The following is a 22,573-nucleotide window of genomic DNA, read 5'->3' as shown; positions in this document are numbered from 1 at the left end:
TCAGGCGACGATGGCGCCCTGCGGGACGGCCGCGACGTCGGGCCGGGCAGGACGGTCGGGGAGGGCGTCCTCCCCGCGGCGGCGGCCGGCCCGGCCCGGGAAGGCGCAGGCGGCGAAGACGTCCTGAATCCGGGCCTGGATGGCGGCGGCATGGCCGCGCGTCGCCTCGTCGGCGCGGTCGTCGACCGTCCCGGAGGCACCCAGGATGGTGTCGGTGGCCCGCGCGGCGTTCTGGACGACGGCCCGGGATTCGTCGCGGGCGCGCCCGGCATCCTGTTCCGGGCGCGGTTCGGCCATCTCCTCGCGAGTCCGCACGGTCGCGTCGGAGATCGTCGGTAGGTGACGCTGCAACAGGGCCGTTCGCTCTTCGACGAGGCCGGGAGCGGAAGCGGGTGAAGTGCAGATCATGGCGTCACTCGGTTGGCTATGCCTGGTCCGACATCCTGCATACCCCAACGGCATTAAGCGAGTCGAAACGGCGCGGTGGCAAAGATCAGAATTAATGCGGAATTTACGCCGGACACCTCGACGTTGTCGCCGCTCGGCGCGGCGGATCGAGGCGGGATAAGCTCTTGCGAAACCTAGATCGGTCTGCCTCTCGCGCGCCTGGTCATTCGTTTGCGATCGATTCTCGGGGCGATCGCTCGACGGGGGTGCCAGGCCGCCCGGACCGTCGCCAGGCATCGCGCGACCACGGCGGTCAGGTGCCCGGACTGTTGCGACAGCTCGGAGGAGGCTGTCGGCACCCGGCTCGCCAGCGACGGTCCCGGTGACCTCGGTGGTGGTGACCTCGGTGGTGGTGACCGAGGCTTGCGGGCCGTTGCGGACGATCTCCCACGTCGCCGCATCCTGATCGTCGATCGCTGTCGCGCCGATCTCGGGGATGCCTGCGATCCGCGCCGAGATGCGGCCAAGGCGCAGGCGCCGCGGCGGAGGCGGCGTCTCACCCGGGGCGTGGATCGCGTGCTGCCGCCGCGCGTCTGCGAGAGGCGTCAATGCGTGTCGCGTGCGCCGCCCTCGGGTTGACCCAGATGGAGATCGCCCCCTCCTTTGAAAACGCTAAAATAATCTAATTATAATGATTATAAGACGACAACTATGGTGGTTGACTTTCGTTTTCACAAAGATTACGCATCCCGAACCAACGCTATAGAGCGAAAAATGAAGACATATTAAATTCGCTCGTCCTGATAAAGGATTTGCCGATGCAATACTGCCTCTTGGATCTTGCCTGCCTGGTTCCGACCGAAGATACCGATGCGGATCGTGTCAGGGAGCTCGAAAGGCGAATTCTGCGTGAGCAACGATGGAGAGAGCCGATCGGTGTCCACAGCGGCGAGCTCTTCGTCATGGACGGACATCACAGGTTGACGGTCGCCCGTCGTCTCGGCCTCGCTCGGATTCCCGCCGTCCTCCTCGATTATGAAAATGTGCGGGTCAGAGCCTGGCGCGAGGGCGAGACCATCATGCCCGACGACGTTGTCGCCATGGCCAGAAGCGGGGGGCGCTTTCCCCCCAAGACGACGCGGCACATCTTCGATCCTCCGCTTCCGCTCTGCGACGTTCCCCTCTCCGACCTCCGCTCGTTTCGGCATAACTATGTATCGAGTGGAACTGGAGCGTTCGTCACTTCGACCTAGTCTCAGGCCGCCTGAACCAAGCGCATGCTGTGACCGGCTCTCGCCCACGTTCCTCACGGCGGTCGCCCATGCGCCTTTCGGCCTGTCCCCTTCGATGAAAAGAGGTTTAGCGAGATGTCCAGCGCCTATCTGCATACACCCGCTGTCCATGTGATTCAGCGAAGCGAACTTTCCGACATCGAGATTCCCCCCGCGGAGGTCATCTCCCTTGTCGAGGACGCCTACCGATTCTTTGCCGAAGGTGCATCGCGGTGTCCGACGAAGATCATGATGCCGCTTCCCGATCCCGAACGCGATGCGGTCTCCTACACCATGCTCGGCTATGACGGGGCGATCGAACAGGTTGGCTTCAAGACGTCCTACCGGCAGGGCAGCGAGAACGCCGAGAAATATTACACAACGATCAGCCTTTACGACGACACGACGGGCCTGCCGTCCGTCTTCATGGATTGCCATCGCGTCGGCGCGTCGCGCACGCCTGCCACGACGGCGATCATCGCCAAGCACTGCGCCAAGCAAGACGCTCGCTCGGCCCTGATGATTGGAACCGGCGCTCAAGGGTTGAACACGCTTCCCTATCTCTTGACCGCGCTTCCCCAGCTCGAAACGCTGCGTCTCTTCGGGACGCATCCGGACGGCATCGCGGCAAGTCACGCGACCTTCGCGCGCTATTTTCCCAGCCGGCGGATCGAGATGGTCGACGACGTCCCAGAGGCCGTCGGGAAGTCCGATATCGTCGTCGTCGCCTCCGGGCGGGCCGCCCATCCCAAGATACGGACGAGTTGGCTCCCGCCCGGCGGCTTGCTGATTTCCGTCGCCAGCAAGGGATTGGAAGCCGGCGCGCTGCACGAGGCCGATTACGCGATCGCGACGAGCGAAGGTCAACTCGGGGTCACCGGCAAGCGTCTCGCCGGCCCGGACGGCATCGCTCGGATCGACGCGGAACTGCCCGACATCGTCGCAGGCCGCAAGCCGGGGCGCCGTTCGCCGGAGGAGCGCGTCTTCGCCTTCTCCAGCGGCATGATCATCACCGACATTCCCGTCGCCCATGCCCTGGCCACGCGCGCCATCTCGGCCGGGCGCGGGCGGAGGATCGAGCTGTGGACATGAGCCCCATGCTTCAGGCTCGCGAAGCGCCTTGGGCGAGGGCGGCGCGCGAGGACGACGAGCTGCTCGACGCCATCACCCACGCGGTCGGAGGACCGTTCCACCTGATCTATCCGGATCGGTTTGCGGACAACCTCGGCGCCTTCCAGGCGGTGCTGTGCGCTCAAGGCGTGACGGGCCGCGTGTATTTCGGAAAGAAGGCCAACAAGGCCGGGGCCTGGCTGAACGAGGTGGCGCGCCTTGGCGGCGCGGTCGATGTCGCGAGCGTGCCGGAACTCGTCCATTGCCTCGCCCACGGCATTCGGGGCGAGGATATCGGGGTGACCGGGGCAGCCAAGAGCGACGAGCTCTTGTGGCTCGCCGCCCGGCATGGATGCACCGTCGCGATCGACGCGCTGGACGAACTCGAACGCGCCGTGGCCATCGCGACCGGCGAGCGGCCCATGGCGGTCCTCCTGCGCGTGCTGCCGGCGGGCAGCCCGCACAGCCGGTTCGGCCTGAACGACGGCGACCTCGAAACCGCGCTGCAGCGCTGCGCCACCAGCCGCCAGGCGATCGAGATGCGAGGTTTTTCGTTCCATCTCGACGGCTACCAGGTGGAGCCGCGCGCCGAACTCGCCGGTGTCCTGGTGGATCGTTGTCTGGAAGCCCGAGAGCGAGGATTCCCCGCTCGGGCCATTTCCATCGGCGGCGGCTTTGCGTGCGCCTATCTCGACGAAGAGGACTGGCGCTCGTTTCTGGATGGGCTCGACGTCCGGCAGTTCCATGCCGACCGGCGCTTCGAACGCTTTTATCCATATTTCCAAACGCCGACCGGCGCCTCCATGCTGGAGGCCATCCTGCGGAACCGAAGCGCCGGGCGAAGCCTCGCAAACCGGCTCTCGGAGTCGGACGTCAGCCTCTATCTCGAACCAGGCCGCGCGCTTCTCGATGGCGCCGGCATGAGCATCTTTCCCGTGCAAGGCTTCAAGCGCAACGACGCGCACGGCATCGTCACGGTCGCCGGGCTCAGCATGAGCCTGTCCGAACAGTGGAAGGGCAGCGAGTATCTCCCGACGCCGATCCTCGTACAGCGCGGGCCACCGCGCGAGCAAAGACCGGTTCAGGCGGCCGTCGGCGGATCGAGCTGCATGGAATACGACGTCCTGACATGGCGCAAGGTGTCCTTCCCCGCCACACCACGCCACGGCGATCTCGTGGTCTATGCCAATACTGCCGGCTACCAGATGGATAAGAACGAGAGCGAATTCCATCAACTCCCTTTGCCGCCCAAGATCGTGCTGACGCGGCGGGACGGGCGCTTTCTCTGGAGACGGGACGAGCGATGAGCCTTCTATCCGTGAAGACCGAGCGTGTGGTATCGAGTGCCGCCGAGATCATCGGGCACACGCCGCTGCTGGAGTTCACCCGCACGGGGGCGGGAAGCCGCCTGCTCTTGAAGCTCGAGCAGTTCAACCCGACCGGATCGGCCAAGGTTCGCATGGCGCGCGAGATGATCCTCGCGGCGGAGCGGACGGGCGCGTTGAAGCCCGGAGGGACGATCGTCGAGCCGACCTCGGGCAATACCGGATTGGGTCTGGCCTTGGTGGCGATCGAGCGGGGCTACCGCTTCGTCGCGGTTGTCGATCATCATGCCTCTAAAGACAAACTTCGCGCCATGCAGGCCATGGGCGTGCAACTCGTCGTCGTGGACGGCAGCGGCGAGGGACCGAGCACCGTGGAGCGGCGTCGGATCGCCGGCGAAATCGCGCGCGAGACCGGCGCGTTCTGGCCCGATCAGCATTACAATCCCAACAACAATATCGGCTATGCGAGCCTCGCCGAAGAATTGCTGGCCGGTCTCGCGACGGACGTCGATTATCTCGTCGGTGCGGTCGGCACGGGTGGAACGCTGTGCGGCACCGTTCAAGCCCTGCGGCAGCGGGGATCGGCCGTCACCAGCATCGGCGTGGAGCCGAAGGGGTCGATCATTTTCGGCGGTCCGGGCGGCAAATACTGGCAGACGGGCGCGGGCGCGCCCGCCGGCTTCACGGTCGGGACGAATGTGCGGCACGACCTGATCGATGAAGGCGTGACCGTCTCCGACATCGACGCCTTCACCACGGCGCGGGTCGTCGCGCGGCGGACGGGGCTTCTCATCGGCGGAACGGCGGGCGCGGCGATCTTCATCGCCTTGAAGCGGCTGGCCCTGGTGGAGCCGGGCAGCACGCTGGTTGCGCTGGTCTGCGACGCGGGCGAGAAATATCTCGATACCGTCTACGACGACGCCTGGCTGAGGGAGCGCGGCCTCCTGAACGAACCCGCCCATCAACGCCTCCATCGCCTGCTGTCGGCCTTCGAGGAATCGCAGCGCCTGGCCGCGATCGACAATGCGCGTACGGGAACGTGAAGACGATGTCCTCCACATCTTCCCGCTACGGCGAGATCGTTCGCCTCTCCGCGCCCATCGCCGGCATTCAGTTCGCGCAGGTCGCGCTGACGACGGTGGACCTCCTCATGATGGGTCTTCTCGGCGTCGATTCGGTCGCAGCCGGCGGCCTCGGGCTGCTCCTCTACAATCAGCTCCGCACGATGAGCGTCGGCATGGTCACGGGGGTCGGCAACCTCGTGGCGGGTGCTGTGGGCCGCGCCGAGAAGCGTAGCGGGTCGGCCGCCATCGACGCGGCGGGGCGCGACGAGATCCGCGATCTCGTGCGCGCCGCCATGTTGATCGCGACCGTGACGGGCCTCGTCGCCGGCTTGCTTCTCGTCGTGCTCGGCCATGCTCTCCCGTATCTCGGGCAGGACCCGGACGTGGTCGCTCTAGCGAGGCCCATCATGCTGGCCTTGGCGCCGGGCCTCCTGCCGATGCTCTGGATGAACGTCCTGCGGCAATTCGCTGTCGGCTTGCGCAGGCCGGGCTCGCTTCTGGTGGTGACGCTGGTCTCGATCGGGCTCAACGCATTGCTCGATGCGGTCTTCATCTATGGTTGGCTCGGTCTGCCGAAGCTCGGGCTCGCGGGCATCGGCCTGTCCACCACCCTCGTCCAGCTCTGGACCTTCGCCGTTTATCTGCGCATGGTCCGGCGCGATGCGGCGATGAACGACGTTCTGGCGCTCGACGCCTGGCGCGCCCGCCGGGAAACGGTGATGCGCATCCTGCGCATGGGGACGCCCATCTCGCTGACCTACGGGTCGGAGGCGGCGATCACCTCCATCGCCTCGCTCTTCATGGGCACGTTCGGTCCGGTCGCCCTGGCGGCCTCCAACGTGGTCAACCAGCTCGCCTACATCGTCTACCAGGCCAATATCGGCCTCTCCCAAGGAACCTCGATCCTGGTCAGTCGGGCGCTGGGGCGCGGCGAGCGAGGGGAAATCGGTCAGATCGCCCGTCAGGCGTTGACGATCAGCCTGTCGCTCATGAGCGCGATCGGCTTCGTCTACATCGTCTCGCCGGAAGCCGTGCTTCTCCCGTTCCTGGGCGAGCGCGGCGACGGGGCGGTGCTGGGTGTCGCCTCGTCGCTTCTGTGGTTCGCCGTCGCCCATCAGATATTCAAGGGATCGCAGAATATCTGCGTCGGGCTCTTACGCGGGCTCGGCAATACCAAGGCGGGCCTCACCAACACGCTGATCGGCTATTGGCTGATCGGCATTCCGGCCATGGCCCTTTGTGCCCATGCGACGGGCTGGGGGCCTTATGGCGTCTGGTTCGGCCTGTGCCTCGGCTTCGGCGCGACGAGCCTTCTCCTCTGGCGGCGCTTCACGCTGGAGCTGGCTCGCCTCGCCGCGGCTCACGGCGACGGGGAGAGCGTCCCGGCCGCCTGAGAAGCTATCTCGGTAGGGTGGTTTTGGGTGGCAAGATGGCTTGCTGTCGCCATCTGTACGGGATGCTGACGCTCAAGAGTCAGGCCGGCCAGCGTCCTGCGGTAGCGGACGACGGCTGGCGCATCCCGGACGATCTTTGGCGGCGGATCGAGCCCCTGCTGCCGCCCCGGCCTCGTCATCCGCTGGGCTGCCACAATCCGCGCGTGCCCGACCGGGCGGCGATGGACGCCATCGTCTTCGTACTGCGCACCGGCTGTCAGTGGAACGCCCTCAACGCGACTGGGATCTGCACCTCGTCCTCGGCCCATCGTCGGTTTCAGGAATGGGCGAGAGCTGGGGTGTTCGCGGCGTTCTGGCGCGAGGGGCTTCTGGCCTATGACGGGCTGGTGGGGATCGACTGGACGTGGCTGTCCCTCGACGGGGCGCAGGGCCAGGCGCCGCTGGGTGGGGGAAAAACCGGGCCCAACCCGGGACCGGCCGGGGCAAGCGCGGCTGCAAGCGCTCGGTCCTGACGGACGGGCGCGGGGTACGGCTGGGACTGGTGATCGCCGGGGCCAACGTCAACGATCATCTGCTGTTGCGCGAGACGCTGGCGGCGATCCCGGTGCCCCGGCCTGATCCGAGCGCCCGGGATCCGCAGCATCTGTGCCTGGACAAGGGCTACGACTATACCGGGCCACGCGAGACGGCGGCGGAGTACGGCTTCGAGCTGCATCTGCGGCGGCGCGGCGAGGAGATCGTCGAGACGCGCGAGCTTGGCAAGCGAGCGCGACGCTGGGTGGTGGAGCGCTGCCACTCCTGGTTCAACCGCTTCCGCGCCCTGCTGATCCGCTGGTCCAAAAAGCCCCAGAACGCTCTTGCCTTGCTCCACGTCGCCGCTGCCGTCATCGCATGGCGCCACCTCCTAGTGGGATAAGCTCTGAGCCGTCAGGCCGACGGGGCCATGCCGCCGGAGAAGATCGACATCGAAATGCGGGGGTGCGTCGGGGGCGAGGTCCACGAAGCGCCCCTGCACCCGGAACACCCGCTCGATCAGGCCACTGGACGCCAGCGCGCCCGGCTCGCCGTCGAAGACGCAGCGGCCGCCTTCCATGACGCTGATGCGATCGGCGACAGACATGGCCTGGTTGAGGTCGTGGATCGCCATGACGACCGCGACCCCGCGCTCACGGCTCAAGCGATACACCAGATCGAGCAGTTCGACCTGATAGCCGATATCGAGGAAGGTCGTCGGCTCGTCCAGAAACAGAATGCGCGCCTCCTGGGCGAGCGCTGCGGAAATCCAGGCCCTCTGCCGCTCGCCGCCGGACAGGGCATTCAGCGGTCGTTCCGCAAATCGCGCGAGGCCGGTGCTGTCGAGCGCCCAGGCGATCGTCGCCTCGTCATCGGGCCCGTAGCTCTTGAACAAGCCGACATGGGCGAAGCGCCCTTGGCGGACGAGCTGTCCGACCGTCATCTCGTCGGGCGCGACCGGCTGCTGGGGCAGAAAGGCCAGATGGCGCGCAAGCTCCCGCCGCCCCATCGCGAAGACCGATCGCCCCTCGATCTCCACCCGGCCCGCCGCCCCGACGAGGCCGGCCAGAGCCTGGAGCGCCGTGCTCTTGCCGGATCCGTTGGGGCCGATCAACGCCCGGACCTCGCCGGGTTCGAGCTGGAGGGCGAAGCCGGACAGGGCCGTTCTCTGGCCATAGCGGACAGTCAGGTCGCGAGCGTGAAGAAGCATGGGAACCCTCATGGCGTTCGACGCAGCAAGGCGATCAGCACCGGGACACCGCAGAGCGCGGTGACCACGCCGATCGGGATTTCATCGGCTCCCCCCAGGAGCCGGCCCAGGAGGTCGCAGACCGTGACGGTGATCGCGCCGAGCGCGACCGTCAGTGGGAGGACGAGCGGGAAATGCCCACGCGCCAGCTTGCGGGCGAGATGGGGCACGATCAGGCCGACGAAGACGATGGGACCGACCGCCCCCACGGCGCTGGCGGCGAGCGCGCAGGACACAAAAAGAACAGCCGAGAAGTCGCGGCGGTAGGCCGAGCCGAAGGACCGTGCGACGGTGGATTCGAAACGGAGGAGTTCGAGCGGCCGCCTGAGGAGCGGCAGCACGGCCAGTCCCGCCACCGTGAAGGGCGCGAGAAAGACGGCATGCTCCCAGCGCCTGGCGTAGAGACTGCCCGACAGCCATTCGAGCAGAACCTCCATGCGCGACGAGCCCCAGCCCGCGACGATCCCGAGCGCCAGCGCCTGGAGCAGCGCACCCATCGCGACGCCGCAGAGCGTCAGCCGCAAGGGCCCGAGATCATGGCGCAGCGTCATGAGATAGATGAGGCCGCCGGCGACAAGTCCCCCCAGCATTCCGACGGCCGGAAGCCAGGACCACGGGAGCGCGACCAGCGTATTGGGGCCGGGATCGTGGCTGTAGACCGCGATCATCAGGAACAGGGTGACGGACAGGGTCGCGCCCTGCGAAACGCCGATGAGCGAAGGGTCGGCGAGCGGATTGCGGGTGATCGTCTGGAGCAGGAAACCTGCCGTCGCCAACTGCATCCCGGCCAGCATCCCGGTGACGATCCGGGGCAGGCGGATATCGAGGATGATCGAGCGCGCCTCGGCGCTTCCACCCCCCGTCAGCACAGCGGCGACGTCGCCGAGCGGCAGATCCGCGACGCCGAAGAACACCGCGACGAGAGGGGCCAGGAGCGTCAGGCCGACGAGCAGCGGTACGAGCCGGCGCGCCGGCGGGTGGGCGACGAGCGGCGGGGCCAGCGGGGTCATCGCTCTCCCTCCGTGGTGAGGGTCCGGGAGCGCTGGACGAGATAGAGGAAGACCGGGCCGCCGATGAGCGCCGTGACGAGGCCCACCGGCAGTTCGCGCGGCGCCGCCAGACTGCGGGCGGCGAGGTCCGCCAGTACCGTCGTCAGGCCGCCGATCGTCGCGGCGAGCGCCATCGCCCATCCCGAGCCGGGTGGACGAAGGAGACGGGCGATATGCGGGGCGGCGAGGCCGACGAAGGCGATCGGCCCCGCGACGGGCACGATACCGGCCACCGGCAGCACGGCCAGAAGCAGCACGAGGGGCCGCCATGCCGTCAGCCGCAGGCCCATACCCATGGCCGCGCCGTCGCTCAAGGACAGGAGGTCCACGACGCGGTGGATCGCCAGAGCGCCCGCCAGCGCCAGCAGGACGAAGGGCGCCATGGAGGAGAGTTGCGGCCAGGATCGTCCCTGCAATCCGCCGGACAGCCAGAACAGCAGCGAGGGGACCTGCGGGCCGCTGAGCAGCAGAACATAGATCGTCACGGCGTGGAGGAAGAGCGACACGCTGATGCCGCCCAGCGCCAGGTGCAACGGACTCGCCATCCGTCCCGAAGCGATGACGAAGGTGGTGCCTGCCGCCGCCATGCCGCCGACGAAGCCGACCAGCGGATACCAGACGGACGAGAGCGAGGGGACGAACACGAACGCGACGACGATCGGCGCCACGGCGCCTGCCGTGACGCCCGTCAGGCCGGGCCCGGCCAGTGGGTTGCGCGTCAAGGCTTGAAGAAGAAAGCCGGCCAGGGCGAGCCCTGCGCCCGCGAGGAACGCCGCGAGGCTTCGCGGCAGACGCAGCGTCCAGATCACGATCGTGTCGACGCGGCCCGCCTTGGACAGGAGCGCGTCGATCACGGTGCCGGGCGGTAGCGTGCGATCGCCGACGGTCAGCCCCGCGACGATCGCCAACGCGGCGAGGGTGAGGAGGAGGCCGGTCAGCGCCGGCATCCGGAGGGCTTCGCCGCCTGCCGGCGAAGCGGTGCGGGAGGCGGTCATTTCTGAAGAGCGGCGGGGATGATCTTCGCCGCCTCCGCACGGACATTCACGGCCGGGAACGTCCCGGGATAGAGGAAATGCGCGGCTTCACGCAGGACGACCTCGCGCGCGATCGGGCCGTTCGTCTCCACCCACTGGTCGCCGACATAATGGACCCGGCCGTTCTTCACCGCCGAAAGCTGGCTCCAGATCGGATTGTTTTCCTGCGGGCGGTCCGGGCCGCTGTCATAGATGAAGATGACTTCCGGATCTTTCTCCAGCATGGCCTCGAGGCTCATTTCCATGCCGAAGCGCTCGTCATGCGTCATGGGCCCGACGATATTGTCGCCGCCGAGCGCCGCGACGATCGAAGCGGCCGTGTTCTCCGTATGGAAGGCGAAGGGCGTGTCGCCCCCCCACATGATCACGAAGCGGGGATGGACGTTCTTGGGAGCCTTCGCGACGTAATCGGCAAGATGCCGCTTGAAGGACGCGTTCAGCGCTTCGCCGCGCTCGGGCTGGCCGAAAATCCTGGCGAGGGCGGAGACTTCCCTGAAGCTCTCGTCGTATCGCTCCATATCGTAGGCCAGATAAGGCGCGATCGCCTCGTAGGAGGCGGCATTGCCGATCGTGTAGCGCTTCATCGCGACGATGAGATCGGGCTTGGCTTCACTGACGAGTTCGAGATTGGGCTTGGCGCGTTGGCCGAGCAGCTTCATCTCCCTGGTCAGCCCGAGCAGGAAATCCGGATTGCGCCCCTTGGTCATGTACGTCACGGCGAAATGGCGGGGCGCGACACCCAGGGCCAGCCCCACATCCACCGCAAGATAGGAAACGGCGGCGACGCTCTGCGGCGTCACGGGAACCTCCACGGTGACGCCGCGATCGTCGGTGACAGGAATGAGCCGGTCGGCTGCCGAAGCCGGATAGCAAAAGAACAGCATCATGACTGATATAGGCAGTAAATTAGAATTTTTCCACATTTGTTATAGCCTCATTCCCAAGCGGCATGCCGCATGATCCTTAGCCAAACATCTTGAAGACCACAACGATGTTTTTTTGGGGGGCATGAATTGGCTTGAGGCAGAGATCCGGCAGGCCTATATCGGCGGAGGCGGATGCTCGTTCCGTCCCATCCTGCGCACGAGGCGGACAGGCAGGACACCGCCCGATCCGGTCTCGGGCGGTGAGACGGACAAGGGCAATAGCCGCGCTGGTGGTGGAAAAGGGCGCTGCAACCCCTCGGCGATGCCCCAAGGCAATGCGCGTCACGACGTCGATCGTACCGACCCGTTTCGATGAAGCCGCGCTTCGGGAAGTACACGAGGCCCGTCCCGTCGACCGATCTCCATCGCTCAATGCCCGCGAATGGCAAAGCGGGCGCTCTCTGCGAGGTGCGGTTCGAATAGGTTGACAACGTGTCGTGCGTTACCCTACGAAAGCAATGCAACGTTATTACATAACGGGGAGTGCGGAGTGAAATTTTGGTACCATCTCTGCATGGCGGCGATGCTGCTGGGGGCTTCGCCCGCACTGGCGCAATCACCTCTTCGCGTCGTCACGCCCTTCGAGATCGCCTCGCTGGAGCCAAGTCGGAGCGGCTTCGTTTTCACCCGCATGGAGGTCACCGAGACCCTGGTCGGCGCGGATGACGAAGGCCGGCCGGTTCCCGGCCTTTCGACCGCCTGGACCCTGTCCGACGACCGGCTGACCTGGCGCTTTACCCTGCGCGCAGGCGCCAAGTTCCACGACGACACGCCGGTCACGGCCGAGATCGTGTCGCAGTGCCTGCAGCGGGCGCGAACCAAGCCCGGGCCGCTCGCGGAGGTGCCGCTGACGGAGATCCGTGCGGTCGCGCCCGACGTCGTCGAGATCAGAACCGCCACGCCGTTCATCGCTTTGCCGGCGTTTCTGGCCGAGGCCTCGACCCAGATCCTCGCCCCGTCCTCCTATGACGAGACGGGGGCCGTGCGCCGGATCATCGGAAGCGGCCCCTACCGCATCACCTCGCTCGAACCGCCGCTGCGCTTCGAGGTCGAGCGGTTCGACGGTTGGACCGGTGGACCGAAGCCGGCGATCAAGCGGGCGATCTACCAGGCCGTGGGGCGCAAGGAAACGCGCGCGCTCATGGCGGAGAGCGGGCAGGCGGATCTCGCCTTCGCGCTCGATCCAGCGGGCACCGACCGGTTGCGCCGGGCGCCCAATGTGGCGGTGACGACGAAGTCGATCCCGCGCGTGATCACGCTCAAGCTGAATGCCCATCTGCCGGCCTTCGCCGATGTCCGGGTGCGGCGCGCGCTGAGCCTCGCGATCGACCGGGAGGGGATCGCCAAAGCCATCCTGCGCTCGCCAGCGGCGGCCGCGACGCAGTTCTTTCCGCCGACGATGGGCGGATGGCACGTGTCCACGCTCGCGCCCCTGCGCCACGACGTGGCCGAAGCGCGCCGGCTTCTCGCCGAGGCGGGCTGGGTCCCGGATGCGCAGGGACGGCTCATGAAGGACGGCAAGCCGCTTCACGCCACGCTGCGCAGCTATGCCGTGCGCCCGGAGCTTCCCGTCGTCGCCGCCGCGATCCAGGCATCCGCACGCGATATCGGCATCGATCTCGACATCGCCATGATGAGTTCCAGCGACATTCCGGCCGGCCATCGCGACGGCACGCTGGACATGGGACTGATCGCGCGCAACTTCTCGCTCGTGCCCGATCCGATCGGCACCCTGCTCGCCGATTTCGGCCCGAATGGCGGCGACTGGGGCGCCATGGGCTGGTCATCGCCGCAACTGACCGAGGCGCTTCAGGCGCTGCAGCAGACGGATGTGCCGGAAACCCGTGCCGCCCTGCGCCGCCGCGTGCTGGAAATCCTGCAGACCGAACTGCCCGTCATCCCCGTCGCCTGGTACGATCTGCGCGTGGCGGCCGCCAAGCGCCTCGGCGGGGTCAGCGTCGATCCGTACGAATTGTCCTACCGGATTTCGAGGATGCGATGGGCAGACTAGTCGCCATTCTCGGCCAGCGTCTGGTCCAGGCGGTCACCGTGGCCTTCGTCGTCAGCCTCCTGTGCTTCGCCCTGGCGCAGCTTCTTCCCGGCGATCAGGCGCTCCAGATCGCCCAGCGGCGCTACGGGGACGACCGCGTCACCACGGCGGCGGCCGAGGCCGTGCGGGCGGAGCTCGGCCTCGAGCGGCCGCTGGCCCTGCAGCTCATCGACTGGATGGGCCGGACCGTCTCGGGCGATCTCGGCCGCTCGCTGGTCAGCGGCGCCCCGGTCTGGGAGGAGATCCGCGACCAGCTCGGGGCCACCCTGGCCCTCGCCGGGGCGGCGCTCGGACTGGCCCTGCTTCTCGGCCCTGTCTTCGGCGCGCTCGCCGGCCTGCGACCGGGCGGGCTGGCGGATCGGGCCGGCATGGCCGCCGCTGCCGCCTTCCGCGCCGTTCCGAACTTCGTCGTCGGCCTCCTGCTCATGGTTGGTTGCACCGTCCTGTTCGGCTGGCTGCCGGTCGGCGATTCCCGCGGCTGGCTCAGCCTGCTGCTGCCCGCCCTGACCCTCGGGCTCGGCCTGGCCGCGACCTCGGCGCGCATCGCCCGCGACGGCGTCGTGGCGGCCCTCCGCTCGCCCTTCTTCGCCTTCGCGCGGATGAAGGGGCTCAGCCGGGCCGAGGCGATCCTGCGGCACGTGCCCCGCAATGCCGCCGTGCCGCTCATCGCCTATCTCGCGGTCAGCTTCGCATTCCTGATCGAGGGGGTCGTCGTGGTCGAGGAAATCTTCGCCTGGCCCGGGATCGGCCATGCGCTCACGCATGCGATCGAGGGACGCGACGTGCCGATGATCCAGGGTACGGCACTGATGCTCAGCCTCCTGCTCGTCCTTCTCAATGCGCTGACCGACCTCGCGCTGCTCCTCGTCGATCCGAGGAGGCGCGCATGAGACGCGCGGCATCTCTCGCCGAAAACGGAACATGGCGGGCGCCCTGGATCGGCGGCTCGCTCGTGGGCATCGTCGTCCTGGCGGCGCTGCTCGGTCCCCTCGTCGTCGGCGCGGACCCGAACCGGCAGGACCTCGCCCATGTCCTGATGGGTCCTTCGCGCGAGGCGCTTCTCGGCACGGATCAACTGGGACGCTCGGTGCTGGCGCGACTGGTGTATGCCGCGCGCCTCTCGCTGTCGCTCGGCGCCATGGCGGTCGCGGCGGCGGCGATCCCGGGTATCGCCCTGGGGCTGGCCGCCGCCTTTGCCGGCGGCTGGACGGACAGGCTCGTGTCCTGCCTGGCCGATGCGATCCTGGCGGTGCCGGGCCTGATCCTGGTGTTGCTGATCGCCGCCCTGGCGCCCGGCGCCTTCTGGCCGCTGTTCCTCGGCCTGTCCCTGATCCAATGGGTGGAATGGTTCCGCATGACGCGGGCCGCCTCGCGAGCGGCGCTCGCATCCCCGGCCGTCGAGGCCGCACGGCTTCTCGGCTTCGGCCCATGGCATATCCTGTACCGGCACGTGCTCCCCGATCTCCTGCCGCTGTTCGGGATACTGGGTGCCTTCGGGCTGGGCAGCGCGGTGCTGTCTCTCTCCGCGCTCGGCTTCATCGGTTTTGGCCTGCGGCCGCCAACCCCGGAATGGGGATCGATGATGGTGGAAATGCTGCCCTACTGGAACGAGGCCCCCTTGGCCTTGTTGATGCCGCCACTCTGTCTCCTCACCTTGATCCTCGGCTTGCAGATTCTGGCGCGGCGATGACCCTGACGATCGAAAACCTTCGGATCGCCGCTGCCGGGGCGGTGCTCGTGCGCGACGTCTCGTTGACGCTCGAACCGTACCGTACGGTGACGATCCTCGGCGAAACGGGTTCGGGCAAGACGCTGGTCGCCGAAGCCGCGATGGGAACGGTGGCGCCGGAGCTCGCGGTCAGCGGACGCATCGCGGACGGCGGCGCGATCTCCGACGCCGCGGATCAGGGCGCGCGACGCGGCGCCTGGGGGCGGCGGATCGCCATGCTGCCGCAGGAGCCCTGGGTGTCCCTCGACCCCACGATGCGCTCGCTCGCCCAGGTTGCCGAAGGGCATCGTTTCGTGCGCGGCCTTGGGCCCGGGCCGGCGCACCGCCAGGCGCGCGCCGATCTGGCGAGCCTGAACCTGGCCGCGGGAGACGACCGCTATCCGCATCAACTGTCCGGCGGCATGGCCCAGCGCGTCGCCTTCGCCTCGGCGCGGGCCGGCGGAGCCCCGATCACGCTCGCGGACGAGCCGACCAAGGGGCTCGATGCGACCATGCGGGATGCCGTGGTGGCGCTTCTGCGCAAGGCGGTGGAGGAGGGCGGTTCACTGCTCTGCATCACCCACGACATCGCCGTCGCCAAGGCGTTGGGCGGCGAGATCATCGTCATGCTGAAGGGTGAAATCGTGGAGAGGGGAGATGCCGACACGGTGCTCGTCGCGCCGTCCCATCCCTATACGCGTCGCCTCGTCGCGGCCGCCCCCGAGAACTGGCCCACGGCCACTGCCACGCCCACGGCCAGCGTGCCGGGCGACGTGGTGCTCGAGGGAACGGAACTGGCGGTGAGCCGGAACGGACGCCGCCTGTTCTCGGACCTGGACCTTGCCGTCCGCGCTGGCGAATGGATCGGCGTGACCGGCCCCAGCGGCTGCGGCAAGACGACCCTTGGCAACGTGCTGCTCGGGCTGATGCCGCCGGCCTCCGGCAGGGTGCGACGCCGGGCGGGAGTGGCCTCGACGCGGTTCCAGAAACTCTATCAGGACCCCGTCGCCACCTTTTCCCGCCACGTCTCCCTGCGCACCGCGCTCGCCGAAACGACGGCCCGCCACCGCGTGTCGTTCGACGATGTCATGACCCTGCTCGAACGGCTGCGCGTGCCCGAGGCACTGCTCGACCGCCGCCCCGACCAGGTGTCGGGCGGCGAGTTGCAACGTGTCTCGTTGGCGCGCGTGCTGATCGCCAAACCCATCTTCCTCTTCGCCGACGAACCGACCTCGCGCCTTGACCCGATCACACAGCAGGAGACCATGGATGTGATGCGAGAGGTGACGCGCGAGCGCGGCTGCGGGACGCTCCTCGTGACCCATGATCGGACCATGGCGGAGAGGATCACGGAAAGGCGGATCACGCTCGGGTCGGACCTGGCGTAACCGGCAGCGAGCGTGCGCTTGGACCGACCCGGCGCCCAGGATCGAGGCCGCCGACGCGCTGGGACGCGCTGCCGCCGCCCGCCGGCTTCGGCCCGGTCCCTCCCTGGTCGTGCCCGCGCCGGCAGCATGCCGGCACCGGCGCGGTCTGGCACGCGGAGCATCACCCGCTGCTGCCGCACGACTTCGACGAGCGCTTCCGGCACCGAGCCCTTCACCCGCGACTACCTGCATCCGAACCACCCGCGCCTGCCCGAGGCAGACACAGCCGGGATTCGTGCTGGCCGTGCGCGCCCGGTTGCCCACGGTGCACGCCGGCCGAGTGCGCGCATCGTCGAGGCCTCGGGCGGCGGGGTGGTCAGGCGGCTTGGGGGTCGACGGCGCGATCGACCGTGCTCTGGGCGTCGAAGGCGTGGATCCAGCCGAACGCCTCGGGGAAGCGCCTCATGCGGGCGTCGCGCTCGGCCAGTGCCGCCGGGCCGACGGAATCGGGCAGGTGCAGCAGGCGGTTCGTCGCCCAGGCGCTGCGCTGGATCGTGCGGGTGCGCATCTGCCGCAGGTCCTGGTAGCGCCGCATCGTCCCGTCGAGATCACCGGCCCCGTCGGCGGCCAGGAGCGCGGCCAGGGTCACGGCGTCCTCGATCGTGGTATTGGCGCCCTGGCCGTGATGGGGCAGCATGGCATGCGCGCTGTCGCCCATCAGCACCGCCCGTCCGCGGTGCCAGCGCCTCAGGGGATCGGTGACGAACAGGCCCCAGCGGTGGGTCTGGGGCAGGGCGTCGATCATCTCGATCACGGCGGGATGCCAGCCGGCGAATCCCGCCAGATGCTCGCCCGGTGCGATCGCATCGAGCCAGCGCTCCGAGGTCCAGGCCCGCGGCCCCTCGACGACGGCGAAGAAATTGACGGAATCGGCCTCGCCCCCGATGGCGTAGTGCAGGAGGTGCGCGTCCGGCCCCATCCAGAACTGGATGGCCTGGGGATCGGGGAGGGCGGGCAGCAGGCCCATCGGCACCACGCCCCGGAAGGCGCTGGTGCCCGAGTAGCGCACCCTCTCGCCGCCGGTGATCCAGCGCCGCACGGGCGAGCGCACCCCGTCGCCGCCGACGACGAGGTCGGCCTCGACCTCGGCGCCGTTCTCGAAGCGGAGCGCCATCGCGTCGCCGGTCTGCGCGATGGCGGTGAGGCGGTGGCCGAGATGCAGGCCCTCGCCGGCGAGCGCTCCGCTCAGGACCTTCTGCAGGTCGGCCCGGTGCACGCCGTAATACGGCGCGCCGGCCTTCGCCCGGTAGGTGCCGCCGTCCCGGACCGGACAGGCGGCGACGCGGGCGCCGCTGCGCCCGTCGCGGAAGATCAGCTCGGTCGGCTCGGTCGAGACGGCGGCCAGCGCCGGCCCGAGGCCCAGCCGCTCGAGCTCGCGGGTGGCGTTCGCCGAGAGGGCGACCGCGGCGCCGATCTCGGCGAGCTCCGCGGCCTGCTCGTAGATCTCGGCCTTCAGGCCGTGGCGGCGCAGCGCGAGGCCGAGGGTCAGGCCGCCGATGCCGCCGCCGACGACGGCGACGCGCAGGTTGGGGCGGAGGGCGGAGCGGGAGGCGGGAGCTGTGGGCGGCAAGGGCGGATCTCCTCGGGGGCGCGCTGAACGAGAGAGCCCCGCGCCGGGCGGCTGGCCCGGCGCGGGGAGGACGATCAGGGGCTCTGCAGCGCCGGGGCGAGGCGCGGGGCCGGGGTGCCGAGCCGGCCCTTGAGGGCGATGCTGGCCGCCGCGATCAGCGCCGGCACCGCGACGATGCCGAAGGTCGCCGGCAGGCCGAGGCCGAGCCCGATCAGCGAGGCGCCGGTCATCGAGCCGACCACCGAGCCGATCCGGCCGACGGCGTTGGCCCAGGCGACGCCGGTGGCCCGGTTCGCGGTCGGGTAGGTGCTCGCCGAGAGGGCGTTGATGCCGATCTGCGAGCCGGCGACGCAGAAGCCGGCGCCGAACACCGCCACCGCCAGGAGCGGAACCGAGCCGGTGGCGCTGCCGATCAGCGCCACGAAGCCGGCGGCCGCGAGGTAGGACAGGCCCAGCACGACGTGCGGGTTTACCCGGTCCATCAGCGCGCCGAGCACCAGGCCGCCGACGGTGCCGCCGGTGGCGAGCATCACGGTGACGAGGGACGCCTCCTTGAGCGACAGGCCGGCGCTGCTGATGATCGTCGGGAGCCAGCTCGACAGCAGGTAGAAGATCAGGAGGCTCATGAAGAAGGTGAGCCACAGGCACAGGGTGCTGGCGATCAGGCCGGGCTGAAAGAGCTGGCCGATCGGCGAGCCCTTGGGTTTGGCGATGCCGGTGAAGACCGCGCCGGAAAGGTCCTCGGCGGGCGCGATGCGGCGCAGGAGCTTGGCGACGCTCTCGGCCGGGGCCTGCTTGAGCACGAGGAAGCGGGCCGATTCCGGCAGGCCGAGGATCAGCACCGGCACCAGCACGAGGGGCAGCACGCCGCCGATCACCAGCACGGAGGGCCAGCCGAAATCGGCGATCAGGTGCGCCGCCGCGAAGCCGCCGAGCGCCGAGCCGACGGTGAAGCCGCAGAACATCGCCATGGTGAGGAAGGAGCGGCGGTGCTCGGGGCAGTATTCCGAGGTCAGCGTGATGGCGTTCGGCATCGCGCCGCCTAACCCCAAGCCCGTGACGAAGCGCAGGATCGTCAGCATCTCGATCGAGGTCGACCAGGCCGAGGCCAAGCTGGCGAGCCCGAAGAACGCCGTGGTGACGATCAGCGTGCCCTTGCGGCCGACCCGGTCGGAGAGCGGGCCGAACAGGAAGGCGCCGATCATCAGGCCGAACAAGCCGGCCCCGAACAGCGGCGCCAGCTGGGCCTGGGTCACGCCCCACTGGCTGCGAAGCGCCGGGGCGATGTAGCCGATGGCGGCGGTGTCGAACCCGTCGATGGCGACGACGAGGAAGCACAGGAGCACGATCCGCATCTGGAAGCGGGAGACTCCGTGGCGGTTGATGACGTCCTGGACGTCGATGCTGCGTGGATGGGGCATGGCGTCGGGTTCCTCCTGAATCGTTTTTTGGAGATTTCTTGGTCTTAGGTCGGGTGGTGAACGGGTTGCTCGGAGTACTCGACCAGACTCACTTCCTCGTCGTCATCCCGGAGGCGTATAGCGGAACCCGGGATCCATGATCTCTGACGATGAAGGACGAGGCGATGTGCGGTCCGACTTGTTCTGATCTGTCGGTGGTCATGGTTCCCGGATTCTCGTCTTCGACGAGCCCCGGGATGACGTGGAGGGTTTCATGGGCTGGGACGTGGGCTGCCCGGAACTCGTGCCCGCCTTCAGCCGATCGCCGAGGGATGGCGCGCCAGCGGGGTCACCCGCATCGTCATGAACGGGAACAGCGGCAGGCCCGACAGGATGTCGTGCAGTTCGTCGTGGGTCTCGACGTCGAACACGCTGATATTGGCGTAGCGCCCCGCGACCCGCCACAGGTGGAGCCACTTGCCCTGTCGCTGGAGTTCCTGGGCCCGGGCCTTCTCGTCGGCCTTGAGCTTCGCGACGGTGTCAGGATCGAGGCCGTGCGGGATCGCGACGTCCATCTCGACGCAGTACAGCATGGGATTACGTCCTTGCGTAGTGGCGCAGCTTGTCGGGATCGAGGGTCACGCCGAGGCCGGGGCCCTCGGGCAGGTGCACCGCGAAGTCGTGGAAGGCGAGGGGCTCGGTGACGAGGTCGCCGGTGAGGATCTGCGGCCCGAAATGCTCGCAGCCCCAGGCGAGATCGCGCAGGCCCGCGAAGGCGTGGAGATGCGCCGCGGCCCCGACCGAGCTTTCGAGCAGGCAGCCGCCATAGAGCCCGATGCCGGCGGCCTCGGCCACCGCCGCGACCTTGCGCAAGCCGACGAGTCCGCCATGCTTGACGAGCTTGAGCGAGACGGCATCCGCCGCGGCGGCCTGCGCCACTGCCAGCATGTCGTGGGAGGTGAACACGCATTCGTCGGCGAGCAGCGGCGGCAACCCGCCCAGCGCCCGCAGGCGGCCCATCCCGGCGACGTTCCAGGCCGGCAGCGGCTGCTCGACGAGGGCGATGCCGAGATCGGCGAGAACCGGCAGGCAGCGGCGGGCGGTGGTCTCGTCCCAGGCCTGGTTGGCATCGACGATCAGGGTGGCGCGATCGACGAGCGCCTTCGACAGGCGGGCGAGGCGGGCCAGATCGGCCTCCGGCGCCTGGGCGCCGATCTTGATCTTGAAGGTGCGGTGCAGCCGCGCCGCGAGCTTGGCTTCGGCTTCCGCGATCTCCTGGTCGGGATCGCCGGAGGCGAGCGTCCACAGGACCGGGAAGCTGGTGCGCACGGCCCCGCCGAGGAGGGCGGCCACGGGCAGGCCCAGGCTCTGGCCCACCGCGTCGAACAGGGCGGTCTCGAGCGCCGCTTTGGCGGCGTTGTTGCGCTTGGCCGCCGCGTCCAGGCGCTCGCCGGCGGTGACGAAACGGTCGGCCGGCTGCCCGATCAGCGCCGGGGCGAGATAGGTGTCGATGGTCGCCTTGATGCCCTCGACGCTCTCCTCGCTCCAGCGCGGCCCGCCGAGCGTCGCCGCCTCACCGATGCCCTCGACGCCGTTGGCGAGGCGCAGCTGGACGATGACGTAGCTCTGCGCGGTCACCGAGGTCTGGGACAGCTTGTGCTTCCGCACCGTCGGCACGTCGACGATCGTGGTGCGGATCTCCGTCACCGTCAGGTCTCGTGCGGGCAGGTCTCGTGCGGGGGTGTGGCGCACGGTGTCGTGGAGCTGGTTCTTCGCGAGCATGGGGGTCTCGGGGGTGTGGGGTGGGGTCGGTTCGGGCTGGAAGCGCGCGGTCCCAGTCCTCCCCACTGCGCAGGGCCGTCCGGGGAAGGAGAAGGCGCGGGTTCTCTCCTCTCCCCGCGGGCGGGGAGAGGGCTACGGACCCCTTGTCGGGTCCGTAGCAAGCGGAGGCGCAAGCCGGAGCGAGGGTGAGGGGGTGTCGACGGTGAGGCTCCTCCGGAAACACCCCCTCACCCTCGCGGCGAACCTGCGGTTCGCTGCTCCCTGAGCCCCTTCGGAGCTCAGGCCTCTCCCCGCCCGCGGGGAGAGGAGATTGCCCGCGCCTTCTCCTTCCCCGGACAGCCCTGCGCAGAGGGGGGAGGGTTCGGGCGTCGCGCCTTACGCCGCTTCGGCGTGCGGCCGCACCACCACCGGATCCGGCGCATGCGCCACCTCCGGGTTGAGCGCGAAGTCGAACCGGATCGTCGAGAACGGCGTCTCCAGCCCCGCCGCGGCGATCGCCGCCGGATCGGTAACCGGCACCACCTCGGCGATCAGCCCGTCGCGGGTGGCGAAGGCGAAGTCGTCGTGCAGGTAGGGATCGTCCGAGAGGTTGATCTGCGTCGTCAGCTGCCGGTGGCCGGGGCCGGAGACGAAGAAGTGGATATGGGCCGGGCGCTGGCCGTGGCGGCCGAGCTGGTCCAGCAGCTTCTGGGTCTGGCCGTGCGGCGGGCAGCCATAGCCCTTCGGCAGGATGCTGCGGAAGCGGTAGCGGCCTTGCCCATCCGTCTCGATCCGCCGGCGCAGGTTCCAGGTGCTCTGGCCCTTGTCGAACACCGAGTAGTTGCCGAGCGTGTTGGCGTGCCAGACATCCACGATGGCACCCGCCACCGGCGCGCCGCCCTCGCCCGTCACCTGACCCTCGACGATCAGCACCTCGCCGTCCTCCGGGTCGTCGTCGAGGCGGGCCTCGCCCTTCGTCAGCGGCGCGCCCGCGACGTAGAGCGGCCCCTCGATGGTGCGCGGCGTGCCGCCCTCGATCCCGGCCGCCCGCTCCTTGGCGTCGATGCACAGGTCGATGAAGTGCTCGACGCCCAAGCCCGGCATCAGGAGGCCGAACTCGTTCTTCTGGCCGGTCTCGGTCAGGTAGCTCATCGCGGTCCAGAACTCGCTCGGGGTCACGTCGAGATCCTCGACGATCCGGCAGGCATCCTCCACGACGCGGCGGACGATCTGCTTGATGCGCGGGTTGCCGGCCTCGGTGGAGAGTCCCGCGACCTTGTCGAACAAGGTCTGGGCCTCGGCGGAATCGGCGATCTTCGCGGTCATCGTGGTCAT

General features: G+C 68.7%; 20 protein-coding genes and 1 pseudogene. 10 read left to right on the top strand and 11 right to left on the bottom strand.

The features are described from left to right. Both miv_RS28900 and miv_RS34005 read right to left on the bottom strand, forming a co-directional pair. Positions 1 to 297: a hypothetical protein gene (locus miv_RS28900; RefSeq protein ID WP_244748772.1), complete on the bottom strand. Its 297-nt coding sequence runs from the start codon at positions 295 to 297 to the stop codon at positions 1 to 3. A gap of 875 nt (positions 298 to 1,172) precedes the next feature. After that, entirely contained in the window at positions 1,173 to 1,532 is a 360-nt protein-coding gene (locus miv_RS34005; protein ID WP_244748771.1) for a hypothetical protein, read from the bottom strand. A 222-nt stretch (positions 1,533 to 1,754) separates the two neighbouring features. Between miv_RS34005 and miv_RS28890 the strand changes: the two genes are divergently transcribed. The 5 genes from miv_RS28890 (at position 1,755) to miv_RS28870 (ending at position 7,467) form a co-directional block, all read left to right on the top strand. Further along, positions 1,755 to 2,750 carry an ornithine cyclodeaminase gene (locus miv_RS28890; protein WP_207180402.1) on the top strand — a complete coding sequence of 332 codons (996 nt, stop codon included), beginning with the start codon at positions 1,755 to 1,757 and terminating at the stop codon, positions 2,748 to 2,750. Continuing rightward, a complete protein-coding gene (locus miv_RS28885; protein ID WP_244748770.1) occupies positions 2,747 to 4,075 on the top strand; it encodes a type III PLP-dependent enzyme domain-containing protein in 1,329 nt (442 codons plus the stop codon). Before miv_RS28890 ends, miv_RS28885 begins: the two co-directional genes overlap by 4 nt. An 11-nt stretch (positions 4,076 to 4,086) precedes the next feature. Further along, positions 4,087 to 5,136: a PLP-dependent cysteine synthase family protein gene (locus tag miv_RS28880; protein ID WP_244748769.1), complete on the top strand. Its 1,050-nt coding sequence runs from the start codon at positions 4,087 to 4,089 to the stop codon at positions 5,134 to 5,136. 5 nt (positions 5,137 to 5,141) lie between these two features. Further along, positions 5,142 to 6,551: an MATE family efflux transporter gene (locus tag miv_RS28875; RefSeq protein ID WP_207180396.1), complete on the top strand. Its 1,410-nt coding sequence runs from the start codon at positions 5,142 to 5,144 to the stop codon at positions 6,549 to 6,551. A gap of 62 nt (positions 6,552 to 6,613) precedes the next feature. Further along, a protein-coding gene (locus miv_RS28870; protein ID WP_207180394.1) for an IS5 family transposase occupies positions 6,614 to 7,467 on the top strand; the annotation gives its coding sequence in 2 pieces (ribosomal slippage) (positions 6,614 to 7,021 and positions 7,024 to 7,467; 852 coding nt in all). Here the strand turns inward: miv_RS28870 and miv_RS28865 are convergent. Genes miv_RS28865 through miv_RS28850 form a run of 4 tightly spaced genes read right to left on the bottom strand, consistent with a single transcriptional unit; the run spans position 7,456 to position 11,283 of the window. Further along, the gene (locus tag miv_RS28865) at positions 7,456 to 8,274 is read right to left on the bottom strand and encodes an ABC transporter ATP-binding protein (RefSeq protein WP_207180392.1); all 819 of its coding nucleotides are present in this window, start codon (positions 8,272 to 8,274) and stop codon (positions 7,456 to 7,458) included. The genes miv_RS28870 and miv_RS28865 overlap by 12 nt on opposite strands. A gap of 8 nt (positions 8,275 to 8,282) precedes the next feature. Next, on the bottom strand, positions 8,283 to 9,323 hold the full coding sequence (locus tag miv_RS28860; RefSeq protein ID WP_207180390.1) for a FecCD family ABC transporter permease: 1,041 nt from the start codon (positions 9,321 to 9,323) through the stop codon (positions 8,283 to 8,285). Then, positions 9,320 to 10,309 carry a FecCD family ABC transporter permease gene (locus tag miv_RS28855; protein WP_244748768.1) on the bottom strand — a complete coding sequence of 330 codons (990 nt, stop codon included), beginning with the start codon at positions 10,307 to 10,309 and terminating at the stop codon, positions 9,320 to 9,322. The genes miv_RS28860 and miv_RS28855 overlap by 4 nt, the downstream gene beginning before the upstream one ends. A gap of 44 nt (positions 10,310 to 10,353) precedes the next feature. Then, the gene (locus miv_RS28850; RefSeq protein ID WP_244748767.1) at positions 10,354 to 11,283 is read right to left on the bottom strand and encodes an ABC transporter substrate-binding protein; all 930 of its coding nucleotides are present in this window, start codon (positions 11,281 to 11,283) and stop codon (positions 10,354 to 10,356) included. Between the two features lie 553 nt (positions 11,284 to 11,836). On the opposite strand from miv_RS28850, the gene miv_RS28845 reads away from it, so the two are divergent. The 5 genes and pseudogenes from miv_RS28845 to miv_RS33960 all read left to right on the top strand — a co-directional run. After that, positions 11,837 to 13,333, top strand: a complete 1,497-nt coding sequence (locus miv_RS28845; protein WP_207180388.1) for an ABC transporter substrate-binding protein — start codon at positions 11,837 to 11,839, stop codon at positions 13,331 to 13,333. After that, on the top strand, positions 13,321 to 14,262 hold the full coding sequence (locus miv_RS28840) for an ABC transporter permease (RefSeq protein ID WP_048428352.1): 942 nt from the start codon (positions 13,321 to 13,323) through the stop codon (positions 14,260 to 14,262). Before miv_RS28845 ends, miv_RS28840 begins: the two co-directional genes overlap by 13 nt. Beyond that, positions 14,259 to 15,062 (top strand): ABC transporter permease, encoded by an 804-nt coding sequence (locus tag miv_RS28835; RefSeq protein ID WP_207180387.1) that lies wholly within the window; start codon positions 14,259 to 14,261, stop codon positions 15,060 to 15,062. Before miv_RS28840 ends, miv_RS28835 begins: the two co-directional genes overlap by 4 nt. After that, complete coding sequence (locus tag miv_RS28830) at positions 15,059 to 16,468, top strand: ABC transporter ATP-binding protein (RefSeq protein ID WP_207180386.1); 1,410 nt, start codon at positions 15,059 to 15,061, stop codon at positions 16,466 to 16,468. The genes miv_RS28835 and miv_RS28830 overlap by 4 nt, the downstream gene beginning before the upstream one ends. Before the next feature lie 68 nt (positions 16,469 to 16,536). Next, positions 16,537 to 16,617 (top strand): annotated as a pseudogene (locus miv_RS33960) (hypothetical protein); the annotation flags it as partial. Between the two features lie 206 nt (positions 16,618 to 16,823). Here the strand turns inward: miv_RS33960 and miv_RS28820 are convergent. From miv_RS28820 to catA, 5 genes are all read right to left on the bottom strand, one after another. After that, complete coding sequence (locus tag miv_RS28820) at positions 16,824 to 18,077, bottom strand: FAD-dependent monooxygenase (RefSeq protein WP_244748766.1); 1,254 nt, start codon at positions 18,075 to 18,077, stop codon at positions 16,824 to 16,826. Positions 18,078 to 18,151: 74 nt separating this feature from the next. After that, positions 18,152 to 19,498: an MFS transporter gene (locus tag miv_RS28815; RefSeq protein WP_207180385.1), complete on the bottom strand. Its 1,347-nt coding sequence runs from the start codon at positions 19,496 to 19,498 to the stop codon at positions 18,152 to 18,154. 293 nt (positions 19,499 to 19,791) lie between these two features. Then, on the bottom strand, positions 19,792 to 20,070 hold the full coding sequence (gene catC / locus miv_RS28810; protein WP_207180383.1) for a muconolactone Delta-isomerase: 279 nt from the start codon (positions 20,068 to 20,070) through the stop codon (positions 19,792 to 19,794). A 4-nt stretch (positions 20,071 to 20,074) separates the two neighbouring features. Continuing rightward, positions 20,075 to 21,259: a muconate/chloromuconate family cycloisomerase gene (locus tag miv_RS28805; protein ID WP_207180381.1), complete on the bottom strand. Its 1,185-nt coding sequence runs from the start codon at positions 21,257 to 21,259 to the stop codon at positions 20,075 to 20,077. A 375-nt stretch (positions 21,260 to 21,634) separates the two neighbouring features. Next, on the bottom strand, positions 21,635 to 22,564 hold the full coding sequence (catA, locus tag miv_RS28800; protein ID WP_425312996.1) for a catechol 1,2-dioxygenase: 930 nt from the start codon (positions 22,562 to 22,564) through the stop codon (positions 21,635 to 21,637). Positions 22,565 to 22,573: the final 9 nt, after the last annotated feature.

Origin of the sequence: Methylobacterium indicum (genome assembly GCF_017347565.1) — a bacterium.
Taxonomy (GTDB): domain Bacteria; phylum Pseudomonadota; class Alphaproteobacteria; order Rhizobiales; family Beijerinckiaceae; genus Methylobacterium; species Methylobacterium indicum.
Note: the sequence above shows the minus strand (reverse complement) of the source record. Positions and strands in the feature narration are given on the sequence as shown.